The sequence below is a fragment of the Pseudomonas lurida genome, assembly GCF_013522705.1.
In the GTDB taxonomy this organism is placed as follows: Bacteria; Pseudomonadota; Gammaproteobacteria; order Pseudomonadales; family Pseudomonadaceae; genus Aquipseudomonas; species Aquipseudomonas quebecensis.
In genome coordinates this window covers 233,586-259,322 of record NZ_JAAMRE010000002.1, presented here as the reverse complement: position 1 = coordinate 259,322, position 25,737 = coordinate 233,586, and the positions used below count along the sequence as shown (strand labels likewise).

Below are 25,737 nucleotides of genomic sequence, written 5' to 3'. Positions count from 1 at the left end.
TTGCCTGTGGGGCGGAGCCAGCCTCCTCCCACAGCCCGTGTCCATGTAACAAAAACGCTACCTTTCGCAGCACCCCCTCTCCAAAATCGTGCGCCAAGTCACGACATTCAATACCGTCGCTGGTATCAAATCCGTTACAACTTACAGCCACGCGACCCCGCCGTTTAACAATGCGCCAATTCACAATCGCCCAGGGAATGAGGCGCACATTGTGCAAAGGGTCTGGGCTCAACAACTCCGTCACTTCAAGGAAGACCCTGTGATAAAGCCCCTCGCCTTCGCGATCGGCGCGACCTGCGCCCTGCTGTCCCTGCAAACCTCAGCCTATGAATACGGCGAGCACGCCAATACCACCCTGGAAAAACTGATCAACGATTACCCCGGCCGTTATCGTGGCACGGCCAATTTCGCCGGCGCGGCCGATTGGATGCAAAGCCAGATGGGCGCGGCCTACAGCATCAGTCGCCAGGATTTCACCTGGAACGGCGGCAGCCGCGCCTCGCAGAACGTAGTGGCCTACGCCGCCGGCACCCGGCCGCAGTACGTGGTGATTGGCGCGCATTTCGACACTTACTTTGGCCGCCCGACCCTGCAAGGCCTGGACGACAACGGTTCCGGCGCCAGCGTACTGACCGAAGTGGCGAAGAACCTGGGCGGTCTGCAGCTGGAAAACGGCCTGCAGGTTGTCGGTTTCGGCGCGGAAGAAGAAGGCTTGCGCGGCTCTCGGGCTTTCGTCGATTCGCTGAGCGCCAGCCAGCGCGCGAATATGCTGGCGATGATCAACCTCGACAGCCTGATCACCGGCGACATGATGTACGCCCACGCCGGCCAGAACAGCACCGCCAACCCGGCGCTGGCGGCGTTGCGCGAGCACACATTCCAGATCGCCAGGGAATTGAACATTCCCCTGTTCACCAACCCCGGCCTGGACCCGCAATACCCCAAAGGCACCGGCTGCTGCAGCGACGGCGAAGCGTTCGAGGCGCTGAATGTGCCGATTCTCTATATAGAAGCCACCAACTGGGAACTGGGCGACCTGGACGGCTACACCCAGACCGACAACCCCGCAATCCCTGGCGGTTCGACCTGGCACGACCCTGCCGAAGACAACAAAGCCGTGCTCACGGATGCCTTCGGCCAGGCGCGCATCGACCAGCGCCTGCGCGACTATTCACGCCTGCTCAGCCGCCTGGTGCTTGAGCTGACCAACGCCGATCTGCTGGCTTCGACCGCCTCCGGCGTCGCCGTCGCGCGCAATATGCAGGACAACCTGCAGCGCCAGCACCAGGCGATGGTGCGCCTGCATGACCGCCGCTGGCTGACCTTGCAGTCGGCCAGCCGCGAGATCGGCAGCTTTGACGGCGAGATCGGTGTGGACGGCGAATACAACCCCGACAGCGGTTTCGACACGGCGCCCAACCCCGAAGCGCGGCGCGTGGGCCTGCACGCACTGGGCGATTACCAACTCACCCCCAGCCTGAACATCGGCGCCAGCCTCAGCTACCTCAACGGTCGCGACAAACTGGAACATCGCGGCAAGCTCGACAGCGATACCTGGCAGGCCGCCGCCTACGCGCTGCTCAACGATGGCGGGCCGACCTGGCTGGCCGGCGATCTGAGCATAGGCCACGCCCGCTTCGACAGCCGGCGCAACCTGCTGATTCAGGCCAATGGCGGGCCGATCCTGCTCAATCAACAGCTGACCGGCAGCACCGATGCGTTAACGCTCGGCGCAAGGGTGCTGGGTGGGTACGACTTTGACCTCGGCGCGATCAAGAGCGGTCCGTTCGCCGGCCTGGATTACAGCCACTCGCGCATCGATCAATTCCACGAAAAACAGAATCTGCGTACTGCACTGGAGTATGAAGAGCAGTCCTTCGACTCCCTGGAAGCCAGCCTGGGCTGGCGCGTACGTGGCATGGTTGGCCTGCCCCGCGGCCTGAGCCTGATGCCCTACGGCGACATAGCCTGGGTCTCGGAATTGGCCGACGGCCGCCTGGACAACCTGCAACTGACCGCCCGGGCCGATGACCAGGCGCGCACGGCACGGCTGGGCGCGGTGGATAAGCATTTTGGTCGCGCGCAACTGGGCAGCCAGCTGGCGATCACTCCGCAGTTGGGGGTGTACGCCGAGGTCAACAGCCGGCTGGGCCACAACGAAGGCAGCCAGACCGGCTATTCGCTGGGTGTGCAATGGCTGTTCTGATCAGGGCTTTTTGAACACGTAGAACAGGTTCGGCTCACTGACCAGGTACAACGCCCCGTCGTCATCCATGGCGATACCTTCGGCCTGTGGCACACGTTTGCTCAGGCCATGGCGCCCGCTGAGCAGAGACAGGCTGCTCAGCGGGCGACCGTCGATGTCCAGTTCCAACACCAGGAACGACTCATCCGACAGCGCCAGTAAATGCCCGCTGCGCTCGTCGTACTGCAGGCTCGACAGGTCGCGCACAAACAACCCGGCATCGCGCTTGGGGTTGTTGATCACGTGCACCGAGTAGGTTTTTTCCGGTTTGAAATGGGGAAAGCCGTGCACCTCGTAGATCAGCATCGGGTCGCGCTCCTTGGCGACGAACAGGCGCTTGCCCACCGAATCATAAGCCAGGCCTTCGAAGCCTTTGTTGCCGCCGACATGCACGCCCAGAGTCATTTGCTCGGCATCGGCGGCATCGAGGAATTGGGTGTCGTCGTCCACATGCACCTTGATCAGCCGTTGCTGGCGCTCGTCGCTGATGACGTAAATATTTTCACTGATAAATTCCACCGCTTCGGCATCGCCAAACCCGATCAGAGGAATGCGCCGCACGATCCTGCCCTCCAGGGACAGCTCGATCAGCTCGGCGTTTTTATTGGTCACGGTAAACAGGCTTTTGCGCACCGGGTCATAGGTCAGCGCCGATACGTCGTCGTTTAGCCCCTCGATCACCTGAGCCTCCAGGACCACGCGGTAATCGGCCAGGCCGATGGATTGCGCCTGAGTGGGCTGACGCCACGCCTGCCAGTTGAACCAGGCGCGCTCGAACAAACGGAAGTTCTGGGCAACAGCGACGGCGCCGATCACGATGACCAGCGTAAGCAGGAGAAGAAGAGGTTTAGGGCGGGCTAATCGACGCATCGGGCAAGCTCAAAGTCAAAAGTGGCGAATGAATATCACGCCGGTCTGAATTTAAACTTAAACGCGCCACAGTGTCTGGCGAATGCCGCTGAAAGAGAAATATCCGACGTAATTTGCCAGCTACTTCTGCTTTTCAAAACGATAGAACAGGTTCGGCTCACTGACCACGTAGAGGTTGCCGTCCTCGTCGAGGGTGACCCCTTCAGCCCGTGGAATGGTGTCCTTGAGGCCGTTGAAGCCACCGAGCAAGGTCATGAAGCTGACTTGCTCGCCCTTTTCATCCAACTCCAGCAACAAATGAGAATCGGCCGACAGCAACAGCAGATGGCCCGTACGCGGGTCGACGGCCAGGGCCGAGAGGTTGCGCATGTCCAACTCTTTACTCGCCAGCTTTTGTTTAGCGCCGGTCAAGAGCTGGGCGCCGTCGCTTTTCCAGGTGAACAACGCCGGCGGGCGCTCCTCGCCCAACACTATCTGCTGGTTATGCTTGTCCCAGGTCACGGCCTCAAACGCTTTGTTCTGGTCCTTGGAAGGGCCCAGGTCATAGCTCTTGAAGTCGGCCTTGGTCAACTGTTGCGTGGCGGCCTCGACCTTGACGATGCTGAGCGTATGCTGGCGCTCGTCGACAATCGCCATCAGGCCGTTCTCCATCATCGCAACGCCTTCGGGGTTGTCCCAGCCGTTGAGCGGCATCTTGCGCAGCACGTCGCCTTGCAGGCTCAGCTCGACAAGAAACGGGTTTTTACCCATCACGGAAAACAGGGTTTTGGTCTGCGGATTGTAGGTAATGTCCGAGGCTTCGTCCTTCTCCAGGCCCGGCAGCACCTTGGCGTCGATAATCGCCTGGTAGTCGGGCAGCCATACGCTTTCCTTGCGCTCGGCAGGGCTTTCGAACCGTTCCAGCACCCACAGTACGCCGCGATCGTCCCAATGCATCAGCCACGCCACGCCATACACCACCGCCCCGGCCAGGAACAGCCAGGAATACCAGCGCAGGGCGAAACGGGAACGGGACTTGGATGGTGCAGAGGGCAGAGGCACGGCCATTGAGCGCTTTTCCTGCAGATGAGCTTTAGGGGTTAGCACAGGATCAATGGGCTCGCGTGCTGGAGGCTGAGGATTATCCGGATTGCGTGTGAAAAAAATGCAAAAGCCGCTATGTGGGAGGGGCAAACCCCTCCCACCCTTTCGTTCAGCGAACGACGCTTTCGAAGCGACTCACGTTCGGCAATTCCAACACCAGCTCATCACCTGCATTCAACGGCCCGACGCCGGCCGGAGTACCGGTGAGGATCACGTCTCCTGCCTGCAGCGAGAAGCAGCCGGCCATGTACTGGATCATCGGCACGATCGGGTTGAGCATCTGCGCGCTGCTGCCGTCCTGACGCACTTCGTCGTTGATGGTCAAGCGAATGCCAATGTCGGTCAGGTCAGGGAAGGTACTGTCGACCACGAACGGCGCAATCACCGCCGCGCCGTCGAATGACTTGGCGACTTCCCACGGCAGGCCCTTGGCCTTGAGTTCGGCCTGCTTGTCGCGCAGGGTCAGGTCCAGCGCCGGCGCGAAACCGGAGATGGCGTCCAGCACTTCCTCACGGCTTGGCTTGGCCGACAGCGGCTTACCGATCAGCACCGCGATTTCCGCCTCGTAGTGCACCGAACCGCGCTCGGCAGGAATGGCGAAACCGCCTTCCAGCGGCACCACGCAACTGCCCGGTTTGATGAACAACAACGGCTCGGTCGGTACCGGGTTGTCCAGTTCCTTGGCATGTTCGGCGTAGTTACGCCCGATGCACACCACCTTGCCCACCGGGAAGTGGATGTGGGTGCCGTCGACATACTTGTGCTGGTAGCTCATGAAACGACTCCTTGAGGGGCGGTTAAACAGCGAAGATTTTGCCCGGGTTCATGATCCCGTTCGGGTCGAACACGGCCTTGACGGCCTTCATGTATTCGATTTCAACCGGCGAGCGGCTGTAGGTCAGGTAATCGCGCTTGGTCATGCCCACGCCGTGCTCGGCGGAGATCGAGCCGTTGTACTTCTGAACGGTTTCGAACACCCACTTGTTCACAGTGGCGCATTTGGCGAAGAACTCGTCCTTGCTCAGGTTTTCCGGCTTGAGGATGTTCAGGTGCAGGTTGCCGTCACCGATGTGACCAAACCAGACGATTTCGAAATCCGGGTAATGTTCGCCGACAATGGCGTCGATTTCGCTGAGGAACGCCGGCACTTTGGAAACCGTCACCGAAATATCGTTCTTGTACGGCGTCCAGTGGGAAATGGTCTCGGAGATGTACTCGCGCAGCTTCCACAGGTTGTGCAACTGGGTTTCGCTCTGGCTCATCACCCCGTCCAGCACCCAACCCTGCTCGACACAGTGCTCGAAGGTCTCCAGGGCATGGTTGGCGACTTCTTCGGTGGTGGCTTCGAATTCCAGCAGTGCGTAGAACGGGCACTCGGTGTCGAACGGCGCCGGTACGTCACCACGGCCGAGGACTTTGGCCAGGGCTTTGTCGGAGAAGAACTCAAAGGCAGTCAGGTCGACCTTGCCCTGAAACGCGTGCAGCACCGGCATGATCGAATCGAAGTCGGTGGTGCCCAACACCATGGCGGTGAGGTTCTTCGGCGCGCGGTCCAGGCGCATGGTCGCTTCGACCACAAACCCCAGCGTGCCTTCGGCACCGATGAACAACTGGCGAATGTCGTAGCCGGTGGCGTTCTTGATCAGGTCGCGGTTCAGTTCCAGCACGTCGCCCTTGCCGGTGACGACTTTCATGCCCGCTACCCAGTTACGGGTCATGCCGTAGCGAATCACCTTGATCCCGCCGGCATTGGTGCCGATATTGCCGCCAATCTGGCTGGAACCGGACGATGCGAAGTCCACCGGGTAATACAGGCCGTTTTCTTCGGCGACATTCTGCAGTTGCTTGGTGACCACGCCCGGCTGGCACACGGCAGTACGGTCGGTGAGGTTCACGTCGAGAATCTGGTTCATATAGTCAAACGACACCACCACCTCGCCATTGGCCGCAACCGCTGCCGCCGACAGGCCGGTACGCCCGCCCGACGGCACCAGCGCCACCTGGCGCTCGTTGGCCCAACGGACAATGGCCTGCACCTGCTCGATGGTCTTGGGAAACGCGATAGCCATGGGTGCCGGAGCGAAATGCTTGGTCCAATCCTTGCCGTAAGCCTCCAGGGAGTCGGCGTCGGTCAGCACTTTGCCGGGCTCAACCAGGGTCTTCAGCTCATCAATCAGGGCAGGATGGGTCATCGACAGAACTCTCGAACAATTCATGGTCATCCTGAGAACGCTTCACGTCGCAGGAATAGGTGTTTAGCGGGGCGCGTATGCTAGCATACCGCCCCCGCAGGACAGAGCCCAAGGGCGTTTCTGCGGTGACGGCTTTCCTGCCGTCCGGGTCAGCTTAAGTGATCCGACTCCCTGCCATTTTTCTCCGGGATACAGGTTTACGCAGATGAGCAAGACTTCTCTCGATAAGAGCAAGATCAAGTTCCTTCTTCTGGAAGGCGTCCACCCATCGGCTGTCGACGTTCTGAAAGCCGCCGGGTACACCAGCATTGAGTACATCACCAGTTCTCTGCCGGAAGCCCAGCTAAAGGAAAAGATCGCCGACGCGCACTTTATCGGCATTCGCTCACGCACTCAGCTGACCGAAGAAATCTTCGATCACGCCAAGAAGCTCGTGGCGGTCGGCTGCTTCTGCATCGGCACCAACCAGGTCGACCTCAACGCAGCGCGCGAGCGCGGTATCGCGGTGTTCAACGCACCGTATTCCAACACCCGCTCCGTGGCGGAGCTGGTGCTGGCCGAGGCCATCCTGCTGCTGCGCGGTATCCCTGAGAAGAACGCTTCCTGCCACCGTGGCGGCTGGATCAAGAGCGCGGCCAACTCCTTCGAAATCCGCGGCAAGAAGCTGGGTATCGTCGGTTACGGCTCGATCGGCACGCAGCTTTCGGTATTGGCCGAAGGCCTGGGCATGCAGGTGTTCTTCTACGACACCCTGACCAAGCTGCCATTGGGCAACGCCACGCAGGTGTCGAGCCTGACCGAACTGCTGGGCATGTCCGACATCGTGACCCTGCACGTACCGGAAACCGCTGAGACCCAGTGGATGATCGGTGAGAAGGAAATCCGCGCCATCAAGAAAGGCGGCATCCTGATCAACGCCGCGCGCGGTACCGTGGTCGAACTGGACGCCCTGGCCGATGCGATCAAGGACAAGCACCTGATCGGCGCCGCCATCGACGTATTCCCGGTTGAGCCGCGCTCCAACGATGACATTTTCGAAAGCCCGCTGCGTGGCCTGGACAATGTGATCCTGACTCCGCACATCGGCGGTTCCACCGCTGAAGCCCAGGCCAACATCGGTCTGGAAGTGGCCGAGAAGCTGGTCAAGTACAGCGACAACGGTACGTCGGTCTCGTCCGTCAACTTCCCGGAAGTGGCCCTGCCGGCTCACCCTGGCAAGCACCGCCTGCTGCACATCCACCAGAACATTCCGGGTGTGATGAGCGAGATCAACAAGGTCTTCGCGGAAAACGGCATCAACATTTCCGGTCAGTTCCTGCAGACCAACGAGAAGGTCGGCTACGTGGTAATCGACGTCGACGCCGAGTACTCGGACCTGGCGCAAGAGAAGCTGCAGCACATCAACGGCACGATTCGTAGCCGCGTGTTGTTCTAAGGCTTTAACCGCTGTACAAAAAATGGGAGACCCGCAGGGGTCTCCCATTTTTTTGTCCGCAGAACGCTTACTTGACGTTAACGGTGATGACTTTCGAGGCGACCGTTGGCTCGAACTGGCGATGCACGTTGTCGCCTGCCACCAGTTGCAAGGTGTGCTTGCCTGGGGTCAGGGTCAGCTCGGTTTCGGTTTGCGCCTTGCCGAAGTGGATCGAGGTCGCGGTGGCCGGGATCGCGTCGGCGGCCTTAAGCGCCGTCACATCCTGGTCAACCAGCAGGTGATGGTGACCGGCGTTAGGCACTTGCTTGTCGATCGGCTCCAGGTCCAGGTTTTTCACGCCGAATTTGACGGTGAAGGTTTTGTCGACGGTCGCGCCATCCTTCGGCGAGACGATAAACACTTCAGCACCTTCAGGCGCCGGCGTGCGCGGCAGGTCGGCGGCGCTGGCCAACATCGAGGCACCCAGCAACAGGCTGGCAATCGTTGCACGGGACAAAAGGGCTTTCATTCGCTTCTCCACTTCTTTATGAAATCTGCAGGGTTGTGACAACTTCGCGACAAATTGCTGTCCAAGGCACTCAACACCATAGCAAAGCGATGCTGAACGGCGCCTCGCACATTCGAATTTTCTAGGAGTGACCATGCGCTTTTCGCCTGGCCTGTTACTGCTGCTTCCCCTTCTGAGCCCTTTGGCTCATGCCGAACTGATCGACGACGTCAATGATCGTGGTGAGCTGCGCATCGCCCTTGAAGCCAATACCCCGCCCTACAACTTCAAGGAAGGCGACAAGCTCACCGGTTTTGAAGTGGAGCTGGGTGAACTGCTGGCGAAGGAAATGGATGTGCGCGCCTCGTTCATCACCACCGATGACGCCGACATGCTACCCGGTGTAGCAACCGGCAAATACGACGTGGCCATCAACCATATCGCTAAGACTGCCGAGCTTGAGGATCAGTTCGATTTCAGTGAGGCCTATCACGAGAAGCCTGAACTGGCGATCCCGTTCCAGAAGGGTAACCCGGCGTTCAAGACGAGTGTGGACGGGGCGTTGAAGCGGATGAAGGACGATGGCCGATTGAAGACGCTGTCGCAAAAATGGTTCGAGGCCGACGCCCCTACAGGCGCGTCAACGCCTGTGCCGCCTCCGGCAGCTCCAGCTCACTGAATACCTGCACGCCATGACGCTTGAGCAGCGCCGCCGTTACGCCCTCGCCACTGACCTTTACCCCGGCGAAGGTACCGTCATAGGTCAGCAGATTGCCGCACGACGGGCTATTGGCCTTGAGCACAGCAATGCGGATATCGTGCTGCTGCACCAGGGCCAGGGCCTGGCGCGCGCCGTCCATGAAGGCGGCGCTGAAGTCTTCGCCCTCGGCCGTCAGCACTTTGGCACGGCCCTCCCACACGTCGACGCCCTGACCACCGGGGATTTCGGCAGAAGGCCTGGGCGTCGGCAAACCGCCCGCCACTTCCGGGCAGATCGCAACCACCCGTCCCTCAGCCTGCCACGCGGCCAGTTGGTCGAACGGCCCGCTGGCGCCGCCGTCGTAGCGCACCTTGTGGCCCAGCAGGCAGCGGCTGATCAGTATCTTGTGCATGGTTAAAACGGCTCGTTGCCCCGCCGGCGAAACCAGCCGGTGAGGGACAGCCGTTCGCGCGAGGCAGGCATGACTTCGTGGGGCACTTCGCCCGACAGGAATACCACCAGGCTGCCGCCGGTGGGCACCACATCGTATTCGACGCCATTCTTGAGGTACATGCGCAACTGGCCGCCATGTTCGGGCAGCCAGGCGTCATTCAGGTAGATCACCGCCGAGACCATGCGCCGGTCATCATCGCGAAAACGGTCCAGATGCTTGAGGTAAAACGCCCCCGGCGGGTACATCGCGAAATGACTTTCGAAATCTTCCAGGCCGAGGAAGAGCCCCCGGTTCATCGCCAGGCGCAGGCTGTCCATCACCGCCATGTAGGCGTCGCAGACTGGCGCATCGCCCTCTTCCAACCATTGGATATGGTCGCCGCGAATGCCTTCGCGGATCTCCTGTGCCGGCCCGCGTCCTACCGCCGCGGGTGCTAATTCGCCCTCGGCCGCACGTTTACGGCACTCAGCCGCCAGTTCCAGGGTCAGAGCCTGGGGCAGGAAGCCATTCTGCTGCGACCAGCCTTTTTCGGCCAGGTCGTCGACAATGCGTTGCAGCAGGGGATGATCGAAGGGTATTTGCATGGCGCGCATAGTATCCATACGCCTGTGAATCCGACAGAGCCGCCGAGCGTCTGAACATAGATTAGTTCAAGTGACCGACAGGATTTCTCGACAAATCCTACGCCCGACACGGACAATAGTGGCCGACTGACAGGAGTCCATATGCGTCGTTTGTTTTTTTCCTTGCTGATGTTCTGCGTTTTGCCCGCCTGGGCAGACGGCCATGACCAGTTGTACAAGGTCGCCGGCTGGGCCGAACAACGTGCGCATTTCAATGATGCCCTCGCCGCCGCCCAGCAGCGCTATCGCAACAGCCTGCCGCCGGCGGTGTATCAGGCGCTGGTGGATAACAGCAACCAGCGCTTCGCCGCCCAGGCCATGGATCAGCGCGCCGAAGCGCAGTTGCGCAAGCACCTGGCGGACCCGGCGCCGGCGCTGGCGTTCTTTCAGTCACCCTTGGGGCGCAAGATCGTCGCTGCCGAGTTGCTGGCCACCCGCCGCGATCAGTTGGCCAAAAACGCCCAGGGCCTGCCGAAAATCCAGGCCGACGCCACCCGCAGCCTGATCATCGGCCACCTGGCCCAAGCCCTGCCCGCCCGCGAAGCCGGCGCGGAGGTCAGCCTGGCGATTGCCGGTGTGGCGGCCGACAGCCTCAGCCAGATGATCCCTGGCCTGCTGGGCGGCGGTCAGGCCCAAGGCATGCTGAATGGCCAGCGTGAGCGGCTGATGCAACAGATCGACAAAGACCTGAACAACACTCTGCTGTACGTCTATCGGGATTTATCCGACCCGGAGCTGGAAGAGTTCGCAACGTTTGCGGAGTCACCGGAAGGTAAGGCGTATTACCAGGCGGCGCTGGCGGCGATTCGCGCAGGTCTGGCAGTCGGCCAGAGCACCTCAAGCCTGGCGCAGTAGAAAATGTGGAGGGGCTTGCCCCCCTCCCGCATTGGCACCGTGTTATTTCAGATGGTCCGTCAAATACCGGAAGTACTCTTCGCGAATCTCAGGAATCTCATTCGCCAGATGATGCCGGCCACGCGGCAGCATCAGCACCTCGGGCCGGTCGAACTTGCCGCGCAGCACTTGCAGGTTGTGTTGCCAGTCCACCGTCATGTCTTCCTCACCCTGCACAATCACCGGCCGCCGCGTGCTGCGCGGGGCGGCTTCGATGCGCTTGATCCAGCGCGCCAGGGCGCCCACCCAGGCGGTTGGCAGTTGCCGTGGCTGCAGTGGATCGGCTTCCAGGAACGGCTTGAAGGCCGGGTCGTTGGAGTTGTCGCTGAACCGCCGCGCAATGCCTTTGACGAACGGCCGCAACAGGTAATAGCTGACCTGGGACCAGCCCCACGCCCGTGGACGCACCAGCGGTGACAACAGCAAGACCTTGCCCTGCGCCGGGCTGTCGGCGCCGTGATGCAGCAGATGGTCAACGACGATGGCGCCGCCGGTGCTTTGCCCGAACAGATGCCATGGCGTGGGTAATTGCAGCGATTCGGCCTCGGTGAACAGTGCCTGGACCACATTCTGATACACCGCGAAATCACCGATGCTGGCACGCGCGCCGCTGGACAATCCATGCCCCGGCAGATCGCAGGCGATCACCACAAAACCCTGGTCCAGCGCCCAGTCCACCACGTTGCGGTACAGACCCATGTGGTCGTAGAAGCCGTGGAACATGAACATCGTCGCCACCGGCACCGGCGGCCACCACACTTGCGCCACAACGTCGAATCCGTCCACCTCGAAGCGCCCCAGGCGACTTACCGCCGGCACTTTGCGCGCGGCCAGGTCCAGCCCGTAGAAGCGCTGGTACACCCGCGCCTCGGCGCTGAGCGGTTGCGCATCCGACAAGGGGCGCAAGCTGTCGCGCAGATGATCGGGGTCAAAGGTGACGGGCATAAAGGGTTCCAGACTCACACTATCGAGCAGCGATATTCATCTGTCAGGGCAAGCATGGCAAGCTACGCGACCTGCGAGGATAGATCCGAATGCGACAGCCCCACCGTACTACCTTGTTCGCCGCCCTGATCCTGCTCATTTGCACCGGCTTGCTGTGGGCGGCGTATGACTGGTTCCAGGGCCGCTACCTGCGCGCGTTCAGCGAGCACACCGCCGTATTTTCCGGCGATGCGCTGCAACTGCCCGGCGAACTCAGCGGCCCCGGCCCGATCCGTCTGGTGCATTTCTGGGACCCGGCCTGCCCGTGCAACGTGATCAACCAGCAGCACCTGGGGGAACTGATCGAGGCCTATGCGCCCTTGGGCGTCGAGTTCTATGCCCTGCAAAAAGCCGGCAGCCACGGCCAATTGCCGGACAACCTGAGCCGGATGAAGATCCTCACCGCCCTGCCCGGTGCCGACCAGGTGCCGGCCAGCCCGGCCGTGGGCATTTGGGATCGAAGCGGCAAACTCGCGTATTTCGGACCGTACAGCGAAGGCCTGACGTGCAATGCCGGCAACAGTTTTATCGAGCCGATCCTGCAGGCCCTGGCAGCCGGGCGCGAGGTGAATGCCACGCACACCCTGGCGGTGGGCTGCTATTGTTCGTGGTCTACCGGTCCGTAGGCCATCACTCCCACTTTGGGTAAGGAATGTTCATGAAGCGCGTCCTGCAGACGCTGGCGGCTCTGGCGGTGCTGCTCGCCCTTGCCGTCGGTTGGTATGTCTACAGCAAACAGCCCACGCGCCAGGGCACGGTAGAGCTGGCCAACCTGCAAAGTTCGGTCACGGTGCGCTATGACGACCGCGGCGTGCCGCATATCCGAGCCGAGAACGAAACCGATCTGTATCGCGCCCTGGGCTATGTGCACGCCCAGGACCGGCTGTTCCAGATGGAGATCATGCGTCGCCTGGCCCGTGGCGAACTCGCCGAAGTGCTGGGCCCCAAGGTGGTCGACACCGACAAACTGTTCCGCAGCCTGCGCATCCGCGACCGCGCCGCGACGTATGTGACGCAGCTGGATCATGAATCGGCGCACTGGAAGGCGCTGCAAGCCTATCTGGATGGAATCAACCAGTATCAGGACAGCCACCCCAGCCCGATGGAGTTCGACGTGCTGGGCATTCCCAAGCGGCCCTTTACCGCCGAGGACACCATCAGCGTCGCCGGGTACATGGCCTACAGTTTTGCCGCCGCGTTTCGTACCGAGCCGTTGCTGACTTACATCCGCGACCAGTTGGGCAGCGACTACCTGAAAGTCTTCGACCTCGACTGGCAACCCAAGGGTGCCCTTAACCTGGCCGCCAGCGACTGGCAGGCCCTCGGCGCCCTCGCAGCCCTGAGCGACCAGGCTTTGGCGGACAACGGCCTGCCGCAGCTCGAAGGCAGCAACGCCTGGGCCATCAGCGGCAGCCGCACGCGCAGCGGCAAACCGTTGCTGGCGGGTGACCCGCATATTCGTTTTTCGGTGCCGTCGGTGTGGTATGAGGCGCAATTATCCGCGCCGGGTTTTGAGCTGTATGGCTATCACAACGCACTGGTGCCGATGGCGTTCCTCGGGCACAACCTGAATTTCGGTTGGAGCCTGACCATGTTCCAGAACGACGACCTCGACCTGATCGCCGAGAAGGTCAATCCGGATAATCCCAATCAGGTCTGGTACCAGGGCCAGTGGGTCGACATGACCCGCAGCGAGCAGCAGATCGCGGTAAAGGGCCAGGCGCCGGTCACCCTCACCCTGCGCCAGTCGCCCCATGGCCCGATCGTCAATGACGTGCTCGGCGAGGCGGGCGGCAAAACACCGATTGCGATGTGGTGGGCGTTTCTCGACACGCAGAATCCGATCCTCGAAGGCTTCTATCAGCTCAACCGCGCCGACACGTTGGCGAAGGCGCGCGCCGCCGCCGCCAAGGTCTCGGCACCCGGCTTGAATATCGTGTGGGCCAATGCCAAGGGCGATATCGGCTGGTGGGCGGCGGCGCAGTTACCGATTCGCCCGGCAGGCGTGAACCCTGGGTTTATCCTCGACGGCAGCACCGCCCAGGCCGACAAACTGGGTTTCTACCCGTTCAATGCCAACCCTCAGGAAGAAAACCCGGCGCGCGGCTATGTGGTCTCGGCCAACGCCCAGCCGGCGTCGCCCACCGGCATGGAGATCCCCGGTTATTACAACCTGGCCGACCGTGGCCAGCAGCTGAACGCCCAGCTGAGCGACGCCCGCGTGAAGTGGGACGTGACCAACAGCCAGGCCTTGCAACTGGGCACCACCACCGCCTTCGGCCCGCGCCTGCTGGCACCGCTGCTGCCGGTATTGCGTGAGGTGGTCACGGACCCGGCGCAACTCAAGTTGGTGGATCAACTGGCCAACTGGAAAGGCGACTACCCGCTGGATTCCATCAGCGCCACGCTGTTCAACCAGTTCCTGTTCAACCTCGCCGACGCCGCGTTCCACCCCAAACTCGGCGATGCGATGTTCAAGACCCTGCTCGGCACCCGCATCATCGACGCGGCCCTGCCACGCCTGGCCGCCGATGCGGACTCACCCTGGTGGGACGGCCAGCGCGCCGCCGTCGTCAAACGTGCATGGGACAACAGCCTCGCTCACCTGCAGGCCACGTTCGGCGGCGATCCGAGCCAATGGCAGTGGGGCAAGGCGCATACGCTGACCCATGGCCATCCGCTGGGCCAACAGAAGCCGTTGGACAGGCTGTTCAACGTCGGCCCATTCCCCGCTCCCGGCACCCACGAAGTGCCGAACAACCAATCCGCCGCCATCGGACCCGCGCCCTGGCCGGTCACGTATGGCCCGTCCACACGCCGCCTGATCGACTTCGCCGACGTCGCCCACGCGCTGACCATCAACCCCGTGGGGCAAAGCGGCGTACCGTTCGACAAGCACTATGGCGACCAGGCCGAGACCTATATCGAAGGCGGTTACGAGCAGGCGCATTTGAGTGATGAGGAAGTCACGGCCAACACCCGTGGCACGCTGAAGCTGCTGCCCGCTCGATAACGGCCTGCAGCGCAAAAACCGTGGCAGGGGCTGGCCCGCTCACACAGTGTCGCTGCAGTGGCGCGTCTATACCGGCGCCGCAAAGTTGAGCCGGAACTGATGCGGCGTCACGCCCAACCGGCGGTTGAACACGCTGCGCATGTGCTGGGCATCGCGAAAGCCGCATCGATAAGCCACGGTCTTGAGCGGCGCGTGGGTGCTTTCGAGCATCACTCGCGCCGCGTCCACCCGTGCTCTTTCGACGAATTCCGCCGGCGTGATGCGGGCCTCACGGGCAAACACCCGGGAGAAATTGCGCGCACTCATATTGGCCGCCTTGGCCAGGTCGGCGATGGTCAGGTCGCCGGTCAGGTTCGCCAATACATACAGTTGCACCTGCGCCACCGCCGACGTGGGTTCGGCGTGGGGCGCAAGGAACGGGCTGAATTGCGACTGCCCGCCGGAGCGCTGGGTGAACACCACCAAGCGCTTGGCCACGCTCAACGCGACTTCCGGACCGTGGTCCTGGGCCAGCAGGTACAGCGACAAGTCGATGCCTGCCGTGACGCCCGCCGAGGTATAGAGATTGCCGTCCTGTACGTAGAGGCGGTCAACCTCGACCTGGGCCGACGGGCACAGCCGCGCCAGGTCGGCAGCATCGTTCCAGTGGGTAGTGACGGTTTTGCCCTCCAGCAATCCAGCGCGCGCCAGCATAAAGGCGCCGTTGCAGACAGAACCGAAGCGTTGCGCCCTGGCGGTTGCACCCCGTAGCCAGTCATCGAACGCCGAGCCGAAATCTTCGAACGGCAGTTGCGGGCCTCCAGCGACCAGCAGCAGATCATAGTCCTGCAGGGCCTCGCTGTAATGCCGGTGGGCCTGCAATGCCAAGCCGTTGGAGGCGACCATGGTGCCGTGGTGCAGCCCGATGACCTCTATCCGGTAATGATCCTGGGGCGGCAGAAAGCGGTTGGCTTCGCAGAACACATCCATGGGGCCGGTCACATCCAGTGACTGGACGCCGGGGAAAATCAGGATCGCGACGGTCTTGTGCATGGGTAAACCTTATAGCTGGGGCTGGCGCAAAACCCTGTGGGGCTGACTTGCCTGCGATACAGACGACCAGGCCCATCAGGTATACCGAGGTGATGCTATCGCGGGCAAGCCAGCGCCCCCATTGACAGCGTATACCCTTGGCACGAAGTGACGGCACTTTGGCCGGGATCGCATCCCCGTCGCCATGGTCGCTTCGCGGGTGCGCGACCAGACTGTGGGCTTTCCACAGGAGAGCTACCATGACCACTACCATTGCCGGCATCAAAATCCCGAACAGCGCGCTGGCCAAGGCCACCACCGAATACATCCGCGACGTCGAATCCGACCTGCTCTATCACCACTCCCGTCGGGTCTTTCTGTTCGGCGCACTGAGCGGTGAACGCAAGCAACTGGCCTACAACCCCGAGCTGCTCTACGTCGGCGCCATGTTTCATGACCTGGGCCTGGTGGCAGGTCATCGCAGCGACAACGAGCGTTTCGAAGTGGACGGCGCCAACGCCGCCGCCGCCTTCCTGAAGCCGTATGGGCTGAGCGATGACGATATCGAACAGGTATGGCTGTCCATCGCCCTGCACACCACGCCCGGCATACCGCAACATTTGCGTCCGACCGTGGCGTTGGTGACCGCCGGCGTCGAAATGGACGTGCTGGGCATGGACTACGCCGCGTTCAGCAGCGTGCAGCGCGAAGCCGTGGTGCATGCGCATCCACGCGGTGAAGGATTCAAGGAGTGCATCATCTGCGCCTTTGCCGACGGCTTGCGCCATCGCCCGCAGACCACGTTTGGCAACGTGAAGACGGATGTACTGGTGGATCAGGAGCCAGGGTTCAAGCCGATGAACTTTGTCGAGGTGATTCGCAAGTCGCCTTGGACTGCATAGCCAATCTGGAATGCGGTCAAGACTGTGGGAGGGGGCTTGCCCCCGATTGCTGAGTGCCAGTCACTGCATCTGTTGACTGACCCACCGCCATCGGGAGCAAGCCCCCTCACACATTTAGACCGGCGCCGGAGCGCGGCGCTTGTCCGGTTGCTGCCAGCCATCGGCGGCGGCTTCTTCGATGGCTTGCTGGATGGCTTTCTTGCGCATCTCTTCGGCACGGCGGCTGAAGAACCACACCAGGAAGGTCACCAGCGACACCGCCAGCAGAATCAGGCTGGCCACCGCGTTGATCTCGGGTTTAACCCCCAGGCGCACGGCCGAGAACACTTCCATCGGCAAGGTGGTCGAGCCCGGGCCCGACACGAAGCTGGCCAAAACCAGGTCGTCCAGGGACAACGCAAACGACATCATGCCGCCCGCCGCCAATGACGGCGCAATCATCGGGATGGTGATCAGGAAGAACACTTTCCACGGCCGCGCGCCCAGGTCCATCGCCGCCTCTTCGATCGACAGGTCCAGCTCACGCAAACGCGCCGACACCACCACCGCCACATACGCAGCACAGAACGTGGTGTGAGCGATCCAGATGGTGACGATGCCACGCTCCTGAGGCCAGCCGATCATCTGGGCCATGGCCACGAACAGCAGCAACAGCGACAGACCGGTGATCACTTCCGGCATCACCAACGGCGCGGTCACCAGGCCGCCGAACAGCGTGCGGCCTTTGAACTGGCTGATACGCGTCAGCACAAACGCCGCCAACGTACCCAGCGCCACCGCGGCCACCGCCGTGTAGCAGGCGATTTCCAGGGAGCGCGCCACCGAGCCCATCAACTGGGTGTTGTCCAGCAGGCCCACATACCACTTGATCGACCAACCGCCCCACACCGTCACCAGCTTGGATTCGTTGAACGAGTAGATCACCAGAATCAGCATCGGCAGGTAGATGAACAGCAACCCCGCCACCAGCATGAAGCTTGAGAAACTGAAGCGCTTCATATCTTGCCCTCCATCTCTTTGGCTTGGCTGCGGTTGAACAGGATGATCGGCACGATCAGGATCGCCAGCATCACCACCGCCAGTGCAGAAGCCACAGGCCAGTCACGGTTATTGAAGAATTCCTGCCACAGCACTTTACCGATCATCAGGGTTTCCGGGCCGCCCAGCAGTTCCGGGATCACGAACTCGCCCACCACCGGGATAAACACCAGCATGCAGCCGGCGATAATGCCGTTCTTGGACAGCGGCACGGTGATCTTCCAGAAACTGTTGAAGGTGGTCGACCCCAGGTCCGACGCGGCTTCCAGCAGGCTCTGGTCGTGCTTCACCAGGTTGGCGTACAGCGGCAGGATCATGAACGGCAGGTAGGAATAAACCACGCCGATATACACCGCAATGTTGGTGTTGAGGATCTGCAGCGGCTCGTTGATCAACCCCATGGACATCAGGAAACCATTGAGCAGACCGTTGTTGCTGAGGATGCCCATCCAGGCATAGACGCGGATCAGGATCGCCGTCCAGGTCGGCATCATGATCAGCAGGACCAGCACGGTCTGCATTTCTTTGCGCGCGGTGGCAATGGCATAGGCCATCGGGTAGCCGATCAGCAGGCACAGCAGGGTGCTGAAGAACGCCATTTTCAGCGAGCCCAGGTATGCCGAGATGTACAACTCATCGCCTGCCAGCAGGCTGTAGTTGGCCAGGTTGAGCACCACCTGCAGCTTCTGCTCAACGTAGGTATAGATCTCGGTGTACGGCGGGATCGCGACATCGGCTTCGGCAAAGCTGATTTTCAGGACGATAAAAAAAGGCAGGGCGAAGAACAGGAACAGCCACAGGAACGGAATCCCGATGACCACCTGCTTGCCGCTGGGGACGATGCGGTGCAAGCGCCGCTTGAACTTCTTCATGTTCATGAGCGCAGTACCACGCCGCTGTCGTCTTCCCACCACACGTAGACCTGGTCACCCCAGGTCGGACGCTGGCCACGGCGCTCGGCGTTGGCCACGAACGATTGCACCAGCTTGCCGCTGGGCAGCTCGACGTAGAACACCGAGTGGCCGCCCAGGTAGGCGATGTCGTGCACCTTGCCGCTGGACCAGTTGTGTTCGCAGGTCGGCATCTGGGTAGTGACCAGCAGTTTTTCCGGGCGGATGGCATACGTCACCGACTTGTCTTCCACCGCCGTGGCGATGCCGTAGCCTACGTAGATATCGCGGTCCAGGTCGGCGCACTTGAGTACGGCGTGACCCTCGGCATCATCCACGACCTGGGTGTCGAAGATGTTGACGTTGCCGATGAACTCGCACACCAGGCGGCTGGTAGGCGTTTCGTAGATGTCGATCGGGCTGCCGATCTGCGCGATCCAGCCCAGGTGCATGATCGCGATGCGCTCGGCCATGGTCATGGCCTCTTCCTGGTCGTGGGTCACCATCACACAGGTCACGCCGACGCGCTCGATGATTTCCACCAGTTCCAGCTGCATCTGCGAACGCAGTTTCTTATCGAGGGCGCCCATCGGCTCGTCGAGCAGCAGCAGTTTCGGGCGTTTGGCCAGGGAGCGGGCCAGGGCCACGCGTTGGCGCTGACCACCGGACAATTGGTGCGGCTTACGCTTGGCGTACTGGCTCATCTGCACCAGCTTGAGCATCTCGGCCACGCGGGCGTCGACCTCGGCCTTGGGGATCTTGTCCTGCTGCAGGCCGAACGCAATGTTCTGCGCCACGGTCATGTGCGGGAACAAGGCGTAGGACTGGAACATCATGTTGATCGGCCGCTCGTAGGGCGGCATGTCGGTGATGTCCACACCGTCGAGGTAAATGCGGCCCTCGGTCGGACGCTCGAAACCTGCGAGCATGCGCAGCAAGGTGGACTTGCCCGAACCCGAACCGCCGAGCAAGGCGAAGATCTCGCCTTTCTTGATTTCCAGGGACACATCGTCCACGGCAATCGTCTCGTCGAACTTCTTCGTGACCCGGTCGATTTTGACCAGCACCTTCTTCGGTGTCTGGTCGCCCTCGAGGGCTTTCTTGTAGGCGCCGGAGGCAACTGCCATTTACGAAACTCCCAAAAAAACAGAGTGCGGTTCGCCCGAGGCGGGCGAACCCAGGATAGTTTGAGCCTTACTTGCCCGTCTTGATCTTGGTCCAGCTACGGGTCATTAAACGTTGCACCTTCGGGGGTAGCTCGAAGTTGACGAATGTGCGGTCAAGAACCGCCTGCGGTGGGTAAACCGCCTCGTCAGTGCGTATCGATTGCTCCATCAGTTTGTCCGCCCCTGGGTTAGGGTTGGCGTAACCGACGACGTCGCTGACCTGGGCGATGACCTCAGGCTGCAGCAAATAGTTGATGAAGGCGTGGGCTTCCTTGACGTTGGTGGCATCCTTGGGGATGGCCAGTACGTCGAACCACAGGTTGCCGCCCTCTTTGGGAATCACGTAAGCGATGTTCACGCCTTTGCCGGCATCGCTGGCACGCGCCTTGGCCTGGAACACATCGCCGGAGAACCCGGCAGCCACGCAGATATTGCCGTTGGCCAGGTCCGAGATGTATTTGGACGAATGGAAATAGGTCACGTAGGGCCGCACTTTCAGCAGCTTTTCCTCGGCCTTCTTGTAATCCTCGGGGTTGGTGCTGTTAGGGTTCAGCCCCATATAGTTGAGCACCGCCGGCAGCATTTCGTCCGCCGAATCCATGAACGACACGCCACAGGTGGCGAGTTTTTTCATGTTTTCCGGTTCAAACAGCACGGCCCAGGAGTCGATATGGTCGACGCCCAGCACTTCTTTGACTTTGTCGACGTTGTAACCGATGCCATTGGTGCCCCACAGGTACGGTACGGCGTACTGGTTGCCGGGGTCGTTCTTTTCCAGGCGCTTGAGCAGTGCCGGGTCGAGGTTGGCGTAATGGGTCAACAGTGACTTGTCGAGCTTCTGGAACGCCCCGGCCTTGATCTGCTTGCCGAGGAAGTGGTTGGACGGCACCACCACGTCGTAACCGGTATGACCGGCCAGCAACTTGCCTTCCAGGGTTTCATTGGAATCGAACACGTCATACACAGGCTTGATGCCGCTGGCTTTTTCGAAATTGACCAGGGTGTCGGTGCCGATGTAATCCGACCAGTTATAAATATGCACGGTCGGTGCAGCCTGCACGCTGACACTCAGCGTGATGCCTGCAGCCGCCAGCATGGCTTTGCTGAATAAAGAAATTGGCAAGTGGAGGTCCTCTTAAATAGTTGGGCCCAAAGTTGTTGCCCGGCAACAAAACCGGCGCGCAACTTACCCTCGATAAACCGATCCGGCAAAACTTTCTGTCATTTAATTAATGTGCGGGAGGGGACCAGCCCCCTCCCACAGGTTTTAAGGCTTACTTGCCCGACTTGATCTTGGTCCAGCTGCGGGTCATTTCACGCTGGGTCGCGGCCGGCAGGTCGGCAATGGCATAGAGCTTGGCCTGCACATCCGCCGATGGGTAGATGCCCGGGTCGCTGGTAATGTCCTTGTCGACCAGTGCGGTCGCCTTCTCGTTACCGTTAGGGAAACGCACGCTGTTGGTGATAGCCGCCATGACATCCGGCTTGAGCAGGTAGTTCATGAACTTGTAGGCCGCGTCGACGTTTTCGGCGTCTTTAGGGATGGCGACCATGTCATAGAAACTGCCGGCGCCTTCCTTAGGAATGTCGTACGCCACCTTGACCTTGCCACCGGCTTCAGCCGCGCGGGACTTGGCCTGCTGGATGTCACCCGAGTAACCGACGGCCACGCAGATGTTGCCGTTGGCCAGGTCGGAGATGTACTTGGAGGAGTGGAAGTAGCCGATCGAAGGACGGATCTTCAGGAACAGCTCTTCGGCTTTCTTCAGGTCGTCTTTTTTCTGGGTGTCCGTCGGCAGGCCCAGGTAATGCAGTGCGACCGGCAGCATTTCGGTTGGCGAATCGAGGAAGCTCACGCCGCAGCTTTTGAGCTTGGCGATGTTTTCAGGCTTGAGCAGCGTGTCCCACGAGTCGATCTTGTCCACGCCCAGCGCAGCCTTGACCTTCTCCGGGTTGTAGCCGATGCCGATCGAGCCCCACATGTAAGGGAAGGCGTGCTTGTTGTCCGGGTCACTGACCGACACGGCCTTGAGCAGGGACTTGTTCAGGTTGTCGTAGTTGGACAGCTTGGACTTGTCCAGCTCCTGATAAACGCCGGCCTTGATCTGCTTGGCCAGGAAGTTGTTCGACGGTACGACGATGTCATACCCGGACTTGCCGGCCAGCAACTTGGCCTCCAGGGTTTCGTTGCTGTCGAACACGTCGTACACCACTTTGATGCCCGACTCTTTTTCGAAGTTGGCGATGGTGTCCGGTGCGATGTAATCGGACCAGTTGTAGACGTGCAGCACTTTATCGTCCGCCTGTGCCGCGCCCGCCATCGCGCCCATCAGGGACAAGGCGAGGAGGGTCTTGCCCGCGTTCTTCAAACCTAATGCCTTCATTTGGTAATGCTCCAATTTTTCTTTTTTGGGCCACACGCTATGTATGTTCCGCAGCCCAGCCAAAGGGCAACACAACAGGGCGACAGTCTGGCAAGTTCAGGGGCCGGCTTTCAACCAAAGCCCCTACATTTATAACCGCTCGGTGCACTGCGCACTGAGCCTAGCATTTAGCCCTGCAATGCCGCCAAAGTCAGGTCCAGGCACTGGCGAGCCTTGGTGACCAGTTCGTCGATTTGCGCCTTGCTGATCACCAGTGGCGGCGAAATGATCATGGTGTCGCCCACGGCGCGCATGATCAGGCCATTTTCGAAGCAGAACGTGCGGCAGATCATGCCTGCACCCCTGCCCTCGTAACGCTTGCGCGTGGCCTTGTCCTGCACCAGTTCAATCGCACCGAGCATGCCGACGCCACGCACTTCACCTACCAGAGGGTGATCCGCCAGCTCCCTCAGACGTTTCTGCAAATAGGGTGCCGTTTCGTCATGCACACGTTTAACAATCTGTTCATCGCGCATGATGCGGATGTTTTCCAACGCCACCGCCGCCGCCACCGGGTGACCGGAGTAGGTGAAGCCATGGTTGAAATCGCCGCCTTCGTTGAGCACGGCCACCACGTCATCGCGCACGATCAGGCCACCCATGGGGATGTACCCCGAGGTCAGGCCCTTGGCGATGGTCATCATGTGCGGCTTGAGGCCATAGAAATCGCTACCGAACCACTCGCCGGTACGTCCGAAGCCGCAGATCACTTCGTCGGCGATAAACAGAATGTCGTACTTGGCCAGAATCTCTTTGATGCGCGGCCAGTAGGTCTCGGGCGGCACGATCACACCGCCGGCGCCCTGGATCGGTTCGGCAATAAACGCACCGACGTTATCCACGCCCACTTCCAGGATCTTTTCTTCAAGCTGGTTGGCGGCCCACACACCGAACTCTTCGGGGCTCATGTCGCCGCCTTCGCCGAACCAGTACGGCTGGGCGATATGGACAATGCCCGGGATCGGCAAGTCGCCCTGCTCGTGCATATAGGTCATGCCGCCCAGGCTGGCGCCGGCCACGGTGGACCCGTGGTAGCCATTTTTGCGGCTGATGATGGTTTTCTTGTTCGGCTGGCCCTTGATCGCCCAGTAGTGGCGGACCATGCGCAACATGGTGTCGTTGCCTTCGGAGCCGGAACCGGTGAAGAACACGTGGTTCATGCCGGCCGGCGCGATGTCGGAAATGGCTTTGGCCAGTTCCAGCACCGGCGGGTGAGCGGTCTGGAAGAACAGGTTGTAGTACGGCAGCTCTTTCATCTGTTTGGCGGCGGCGTCGGCCAGTTCATCGCGACCGTAACCGATCGCCACGCACCACAGGCCGGCCATGCCGTCGAGGATCTTGTTGCCTTCGCTGTCCCACAGGTACACGCCGTGGGCTTTGGTAATGATGCGCGGGCCTTTCTCTTTCAATTGCTTGAAGTCGCTGAACGGCGCCAGGTGGTGATCACTGCTCAAGGCTTGCCATTCACGGGTTTGCGGGTTGTTGCTGGACATACCAATCTCCTAGACTTTTCAGTGAAGGGCGCGCGGGTTGCCCCGCGCGCCCGGCGCATCAGACGGCGAAGAGCAGGAATTCCCGCTCCCACGAACTGATGACGCGCTTGAAGTTTTCATGCTCGGCCCGCTTGACCGCGACGTAGCCTGTGATGAATTTGTGCCCCAGGTATTTCTCGATGGTCTTGCTGTTTTCCATGCGTTCCAGGGCGTCTTCGATGGTCAACGGCAGGCGCAGGTTGCGCCGCTCGTAACCACGGCCTACCACGGGAGCGCTCGGCTTATGGCCTTCGACCATGCCGATGTAGCCGCATAACAGGCTGGCGGCAATCGCCAGGTACGGGTTGGCATCGGCGCCCGGCAGGCGGTTTTCCACACGACGGTTCTGCGGGCCGGCGTCCGGCACGCGCAGGCCCACGGTACGGTTTTCTTCGCCCCATTCCACGTTCACCGGCGCCGACGTATCGGGCAGGAAGCGGCGGAACGAGTTCACATTGGGTGCAAACAATGGCAGCAACTCAGGGATGAATTTCTGCAGGCCACCGATGTGGTTGAGAAACAGCTCGCTCATGGTCCCGTCTTCATTGGAGAAGACGTTCTTGCCGGTGGCGATGTCGATGATGCTCTGGTGCAGGTGCATGGCGCTGCCGGGCTCACCGGTCATCGGCTTGGCCATGAAGGTGGCGGCCACGTCGTGCTTGAGTGCGGCTTCACGCATGGTGCGCTTGAACACCAGGATCTGGTCGGCCAGGGACAGCGCATCGCCATGACGGAAGTTGATTTCCATCTGCGCCGTGCCGTCTTCATGAATGAGGGTATCGAGGTCCAGTTCCTGCAGCTCGCACCAGTCGTAGACGTCTTCGAACAGCGGGTCGAATTCGTTGGCCGCTTCTATAGAGAAGGACTGGCGACCGGTTTCCGGGCGCCCAGAGCGGCCGATCGGCGGTTGCAGCGGAAAGTCCGGGTCTTCGCAGCGCTTGGTCAGGTAGAACTCCATCTCCGGCGCCACGATGGGCTGCCAGCCTTTGTCGGCATAGAGCTTGAGGACTTTCTTGAGCACGTTGCGCGGCGACAGCTCGATGGGGTTGCCTTGCTTGTCGTAGGTATCGTGGATCACCTGGGCGGTGGGCTCGATGGCCCAGGGCACCAGGAATACCGCGTTCTGGTCGGGGCGGCAGATCATGTCGATATCGGCCGGGTCGAGCAGTTCGTAATAGATGTCGTCTTCGACATAGTCGCCGGTCACGGTCTGCAGCAGAACGCTCTCGGGCAGGCGCATGCCTTTTTCGGCGATGAACTTGTTGGTCGGCGAGATTTTGCCCCGGGTGATACCGGTGAGGTCGCCAATCATGCATTCGACTTCTGTGATCTTGTGGTCTTTCAACCAATCGGTGAGCTGGTCGAGGTTGTTACTCATAAATGCCTCTGGGCTGGGTTTCCTGGCATCCATTAAAGGCCAGGCGTTGGTTGACGCAGCATCCGCGTCGTTTCTTCACTCAGGGTAGGAGCTTACCTGCCATTTGGAGCGCAGATGCATTCCTCACGCCAAACTTGTGCAGAATCATGAGCGGCACCCAGGGTCGGCGCCCTTCAGGGGCGAAGGCGAGGTGAGTGAAGGGGGGAAAAAGAGGTCGGCCGAGGCGTCAAGAATAATGGCCGGGGCATGGGCATTCACGCAGGAAGAACGAACAGATGACAAAGCCTGTGTGAAGCAGGCCGAGACGCCGATTGGCGGCAGGCGAGACATGAAGCACCCCGGTATTATTGCTGTTATGGGTTTGAATCGAGCTTAGCCTTGTTCATTTTTTTACACAACACCCCCGTAAAAAATACA

The 25,737-nt window shown here is 60.9% G+C and carries 23 protein-coding genes; 7 read left to right on the top strand and 16 right to left on the bottom strand.

Annotated features, from left to right (window positions below; all coding sequences use genetic code 11):
• Window positions 1-259: 259 nt before the first annotated feature.
• On the top strand, window positions 260-2,206 hold the full coding sequence (locus G7025_RS02865; RefSeq protein WP_181076454.1) for an autotransporter domain-containing protein: 1,947 nt from the start codon (window positions 260-262) through the stop codon (window positions 2,204-2,206).
• Here G7025_RS02865 and G7025_RS02860 read toward each other — a convergent pair whose 3' ends face one another.
• The 4 genes from G7025_RS02860 to G7025_RS02845 form a co-directional block, all read right to left on the bottom strand.
• Entirely contained in the window at window positions 2,207-3,115 is a 909-nt protein-coding gene (locus G7025_RS02860; protein WP_181076452.1) for an SdiA-regulated domain-containing protein, read from the bottom strand.
• A 120-nt stretch (window positions 3,116-3,235) separates the two neighbouring features.
• Entirely contained in the window at window positions 3,236-4,162 is a 927-nt protein-coding gene (locus G7025_RS02855) for an SdiA-regulated domain-containing protein (protein WP_181076450.1), read from the bottom strand.
• A gap of 145 nt (window positions 4,163-4,307) precedes the next feature.
• Window positions 4,308-4,973: a fumarylacetoacetate hydrolase family protein gene (locus tag G7025_RS02850; protein WP_181076449.1), complete on the bottom strand. Its 666-nt coding sequence runs from the start codon at window positions 4,971-4,973 to the stop codon at window positions 4,308-4,310.
• A 22-nt stretch (window positions 4,974-4,995) separates the two neighbouring features.
• The gene (locus tag G7025_RS02845; RefSeq protein WP_181076447.1) at window positions 4,996-6,390 is read right to left on the bottom strand and encodes an FAD-binding oxidoreductase; all 1,395 of its coding nucleotides are present in this window, start codon (window positions 6,388-6,390) and stop codon (window positions 4,996-4,998) included.
• Between the two features lie 205 nt (window positions 6,391-6,595).
• Here G7025_RS02845 and serA point away from each other — a divergent pair, with 205 nt between their 5' ends.
• Entirely contained in the window at window positions 6,596-7,825 is a 1,230-nt protein-coding gene (gene serA / locus G7025_RS02840; protein ID WP_034101340.1) for a phosphoglycerate dehydrogenase, read from the top strand.
• 67 nt (window positions 7,826-7,892) lie between these two features.
• Here serA and G7025_RS02835 read toward each other — a convergent pair whose 3' ends face one another.
• On the bottom strand, window positions 7,893-8,333 hold the full coding sequence (locus tag G7025_RS02835) for a DUF4399 domain-containing protein (RefSeq protein ID WP_181076446.1): 441 nt from the start codon (window positions 8,331-8,333) through the stop codon (window positions 7,893-7,895).
• Between the two features lie 133 nt (window positions 8,334-8,466).
• On the opposite strand from G7025_RS02835, the gene G7025_RS02830 reads away from it, so the two are divergent.
• On the top strand, window positions 8,467-8,991 hold the full coding sequence (locus tag G7025_RS02830; protein WP_181076444.1) for a transporter substrate-binding domain-containing protein: 525 nt from the start codon (window positions 8,467-8,469) through the stop codon (window positions 8,989-8,991).
• Here the strand turns inward: G7025_RS02830 and G7025_RS02825 are convergent.
• Window positions 8,942-9,424 carry a DUF523 domain-containing protein gene (locus G7025_RS02825; RefSeq protein WP_181076442.1) on the bottom strand — a complete coding sequence of 161 codons (483 nt, stop codon included), beginning with the start codon at window positions 9,422-9,424 and terminating at the stop codon, window positions 8,942-8,944. The genes G7025_RS02830 and G7025_RS02825 overlap by 50 nt on opposite strands.
• Before the next feature lie 2 nt (window positions 9,425-9,426).
• Window positions 9,427-10,059: a 2OG-Fe(II) oxygenase gene (locus tag G7025_RS02820; RefSeq protein WP_181076586.1), complete on the bottom strand. Its 633-nt coding sequence runs from the start codon at window positions 10,057-10,059 to the stop codon at window positions 9,427-9,429.
• A gap of 132 nt (window positions 10,060-10,191) precedes the next feature.
• Between G7025_RS02820 and G7025_RS02815 the strand changes: the two genes are divergently transcribed.
• A complete protein-coding gene (locus tag G7025_RS02815; RefSeq protein ID WP_181076441.1) occupies window positions 10,192-10,944 on the top strand; it encodes a DUF2059 domain-containing protein in 753 nt (250 codons plus the stop codon).
• Between the two features lie 42 nt (window positions 10,945-10,986).
• Here the strand turns inward: G7025_RS02815 and G7025_RS02810 are convergent, their stop codons facing one another.
• Window positions 10,987-11,928: an alpha/beta hydrolase gene (locus G7025_RS02810; RefSeq protein WP_181076439.1), complete on the bottom strand. Its 942-nt coding sequence runs from the start codon at window positions 11,926-11,928 to the stop codon at window positions 10,987-10,989.
• An 89-nt stretch (window positions 11,929-12,017) separates the two neighbouring features.
• On the opposite strand from G7025_RS02810, the gene G7025_RS02805 reads away from it, so the two are divergent.
• Window positions 12,018-12,593, top strand: coding sequence for a DUF6436 domain-containing protein (locus G7025_RS02805; protein ID WP_181076438.1), 576 nt, complete (start codon window positions 12,018-12,020; stop codon window positions 12,591-12,593).
• Between the two features lie 32 nt (window positions 12,594-12,625).
• Window positions 12,626-14,980, top strand: a complete 2,355-nt coding sequence (locus G7025_RS02800; RefSeq protein ID WP_181076436.1) for a penicillin acylase family protein — start codon at window positions 12,626-12,628, stop codon at window positions 14,978-14,980.
• 66 nt (window positions 14,981-15,046) lie between these two features.
• Here the strand turns inward: G7025_RS02800 and G7025_RS02795 are convergent, their stop codons facing one another.
• Window positions 15,047-16,012 (bottom strand): GlxA family transcriptional regulator, encoded by a 966-nt coding sequence (locus G7025_RS02795; RefSeq protein WP_181076435.1) that lies wholly within the window; start codon window positions 16,010-16,012, stop codon window positions 15,047-15,049.
• Between the two features lie 239 nt (window positions 16,013-16,251).
• Between G7025_RS02795 and G7025_RS02790 the strand changes: the two genes are divergently transcribed.
• Complete coding sequence (locus tag G7025_RS02790; RefSeq protein WP_181076433.1) at window positions 16,252-16,893, top strand: HD domain-containing protein; 642 nt, start codon at window positions 16,252-16,254, stop codon at window positions 16,891-16,893.
• A 114-nt stretch (window positions 16,894-17,007) separates the two neighbouring features.
• On the opposite strand, the gene G7025_RS02785 is transcribed toward G7025_RS02790, so the two are convergent.
• The 7 genes from G7025_RS02785 to G7025_RS02755 form a co-directional block, all read right to left on the bottom strand.
• Window positions 17,008-17,892 carry an ABC transporter permease subunit gene (locus tag G7025_RS02785; RefSeq protein WP_046034911.1) on the bottom strand — a complete coding sequence of 295 codons (885 nt, stop codon included), beginning with the start codon at window positions 17,890-17,892 and terminating at the stop codon, window positions 17,008-17,010.
• Entirely contained in the window at window positions 17,889-18,809 is a 921-nt protein-coding gene (locus G7025_RS02780; protein WP_181076432.1) for an ABC transporter permease subunit, read from the bottom strand. Before G7025_RS02780 ends, G7025_RS02785 begins: the two co-directional genes overlap by 4 nt.
• Window positions 18,806-19,948, bottom strand: coding sequence for an ABC transporter ATP-binding protein (locus G7025_RS02775; RefSeq protein WP_046069993.1), 1,143 nt, complete (start codon window positions 19,946-19,948; stop codon window positions 18,806-18,808). Before G7025_RS02775 ends, G7025_RS02780 begins: the two co-directional genes overlap by 4 nt.
• 67 nt (window positions 19,949-20,015) lie before the next feature.
• A complete protein-coding gene (locus G7025_RS02770; RefSeq protein ID WP_181076430.1) occupies window positions 20,016-21,110 on the bottom strand; it encodes a polyamine ABC transporter substrate-binding protein in 1,095 nt (364 codons plus the stop codon).
• A 151-nt stretch (window positions 21,111-21,261) separates the two neighbouring features.
• Entirely contained in the window at window positions 21,262-22,356 is a 1,095-nt protein-coding gene (locus tag G7025_RS02765) for a polyamine ABC transporter substrate-binding protein (protein WP_181076585.1), read from the bottom strand.
• 182 nt (window positions 22,357-22,538) lie between these two features.
• On the bottom strand, window positions 22,539-23,903 hold the full coding sequence (locus tag G7025_RS02760; RefSeq protein WP_181076428.1) for an aspartate aminotransferase family protein: 1,365 nt from the start codon (window positions 23,901-23,903) through the stop codon (window positions 22,539-22,541).
• 58 nt (window positions 23,904-23,961) lie between these two features.
• A complete protein-coding gene (locus G7025_RS02755; RefSeq protein WP_181076427.1) occupies window positions 23,962-25,320 on the bottom strand; it encodes a glutamine synthetase family protein in 1,359 nt (452 codons plus the stop codon).
• Window positions 25,321-25,737: the final 417 nt, after the last annotated feature.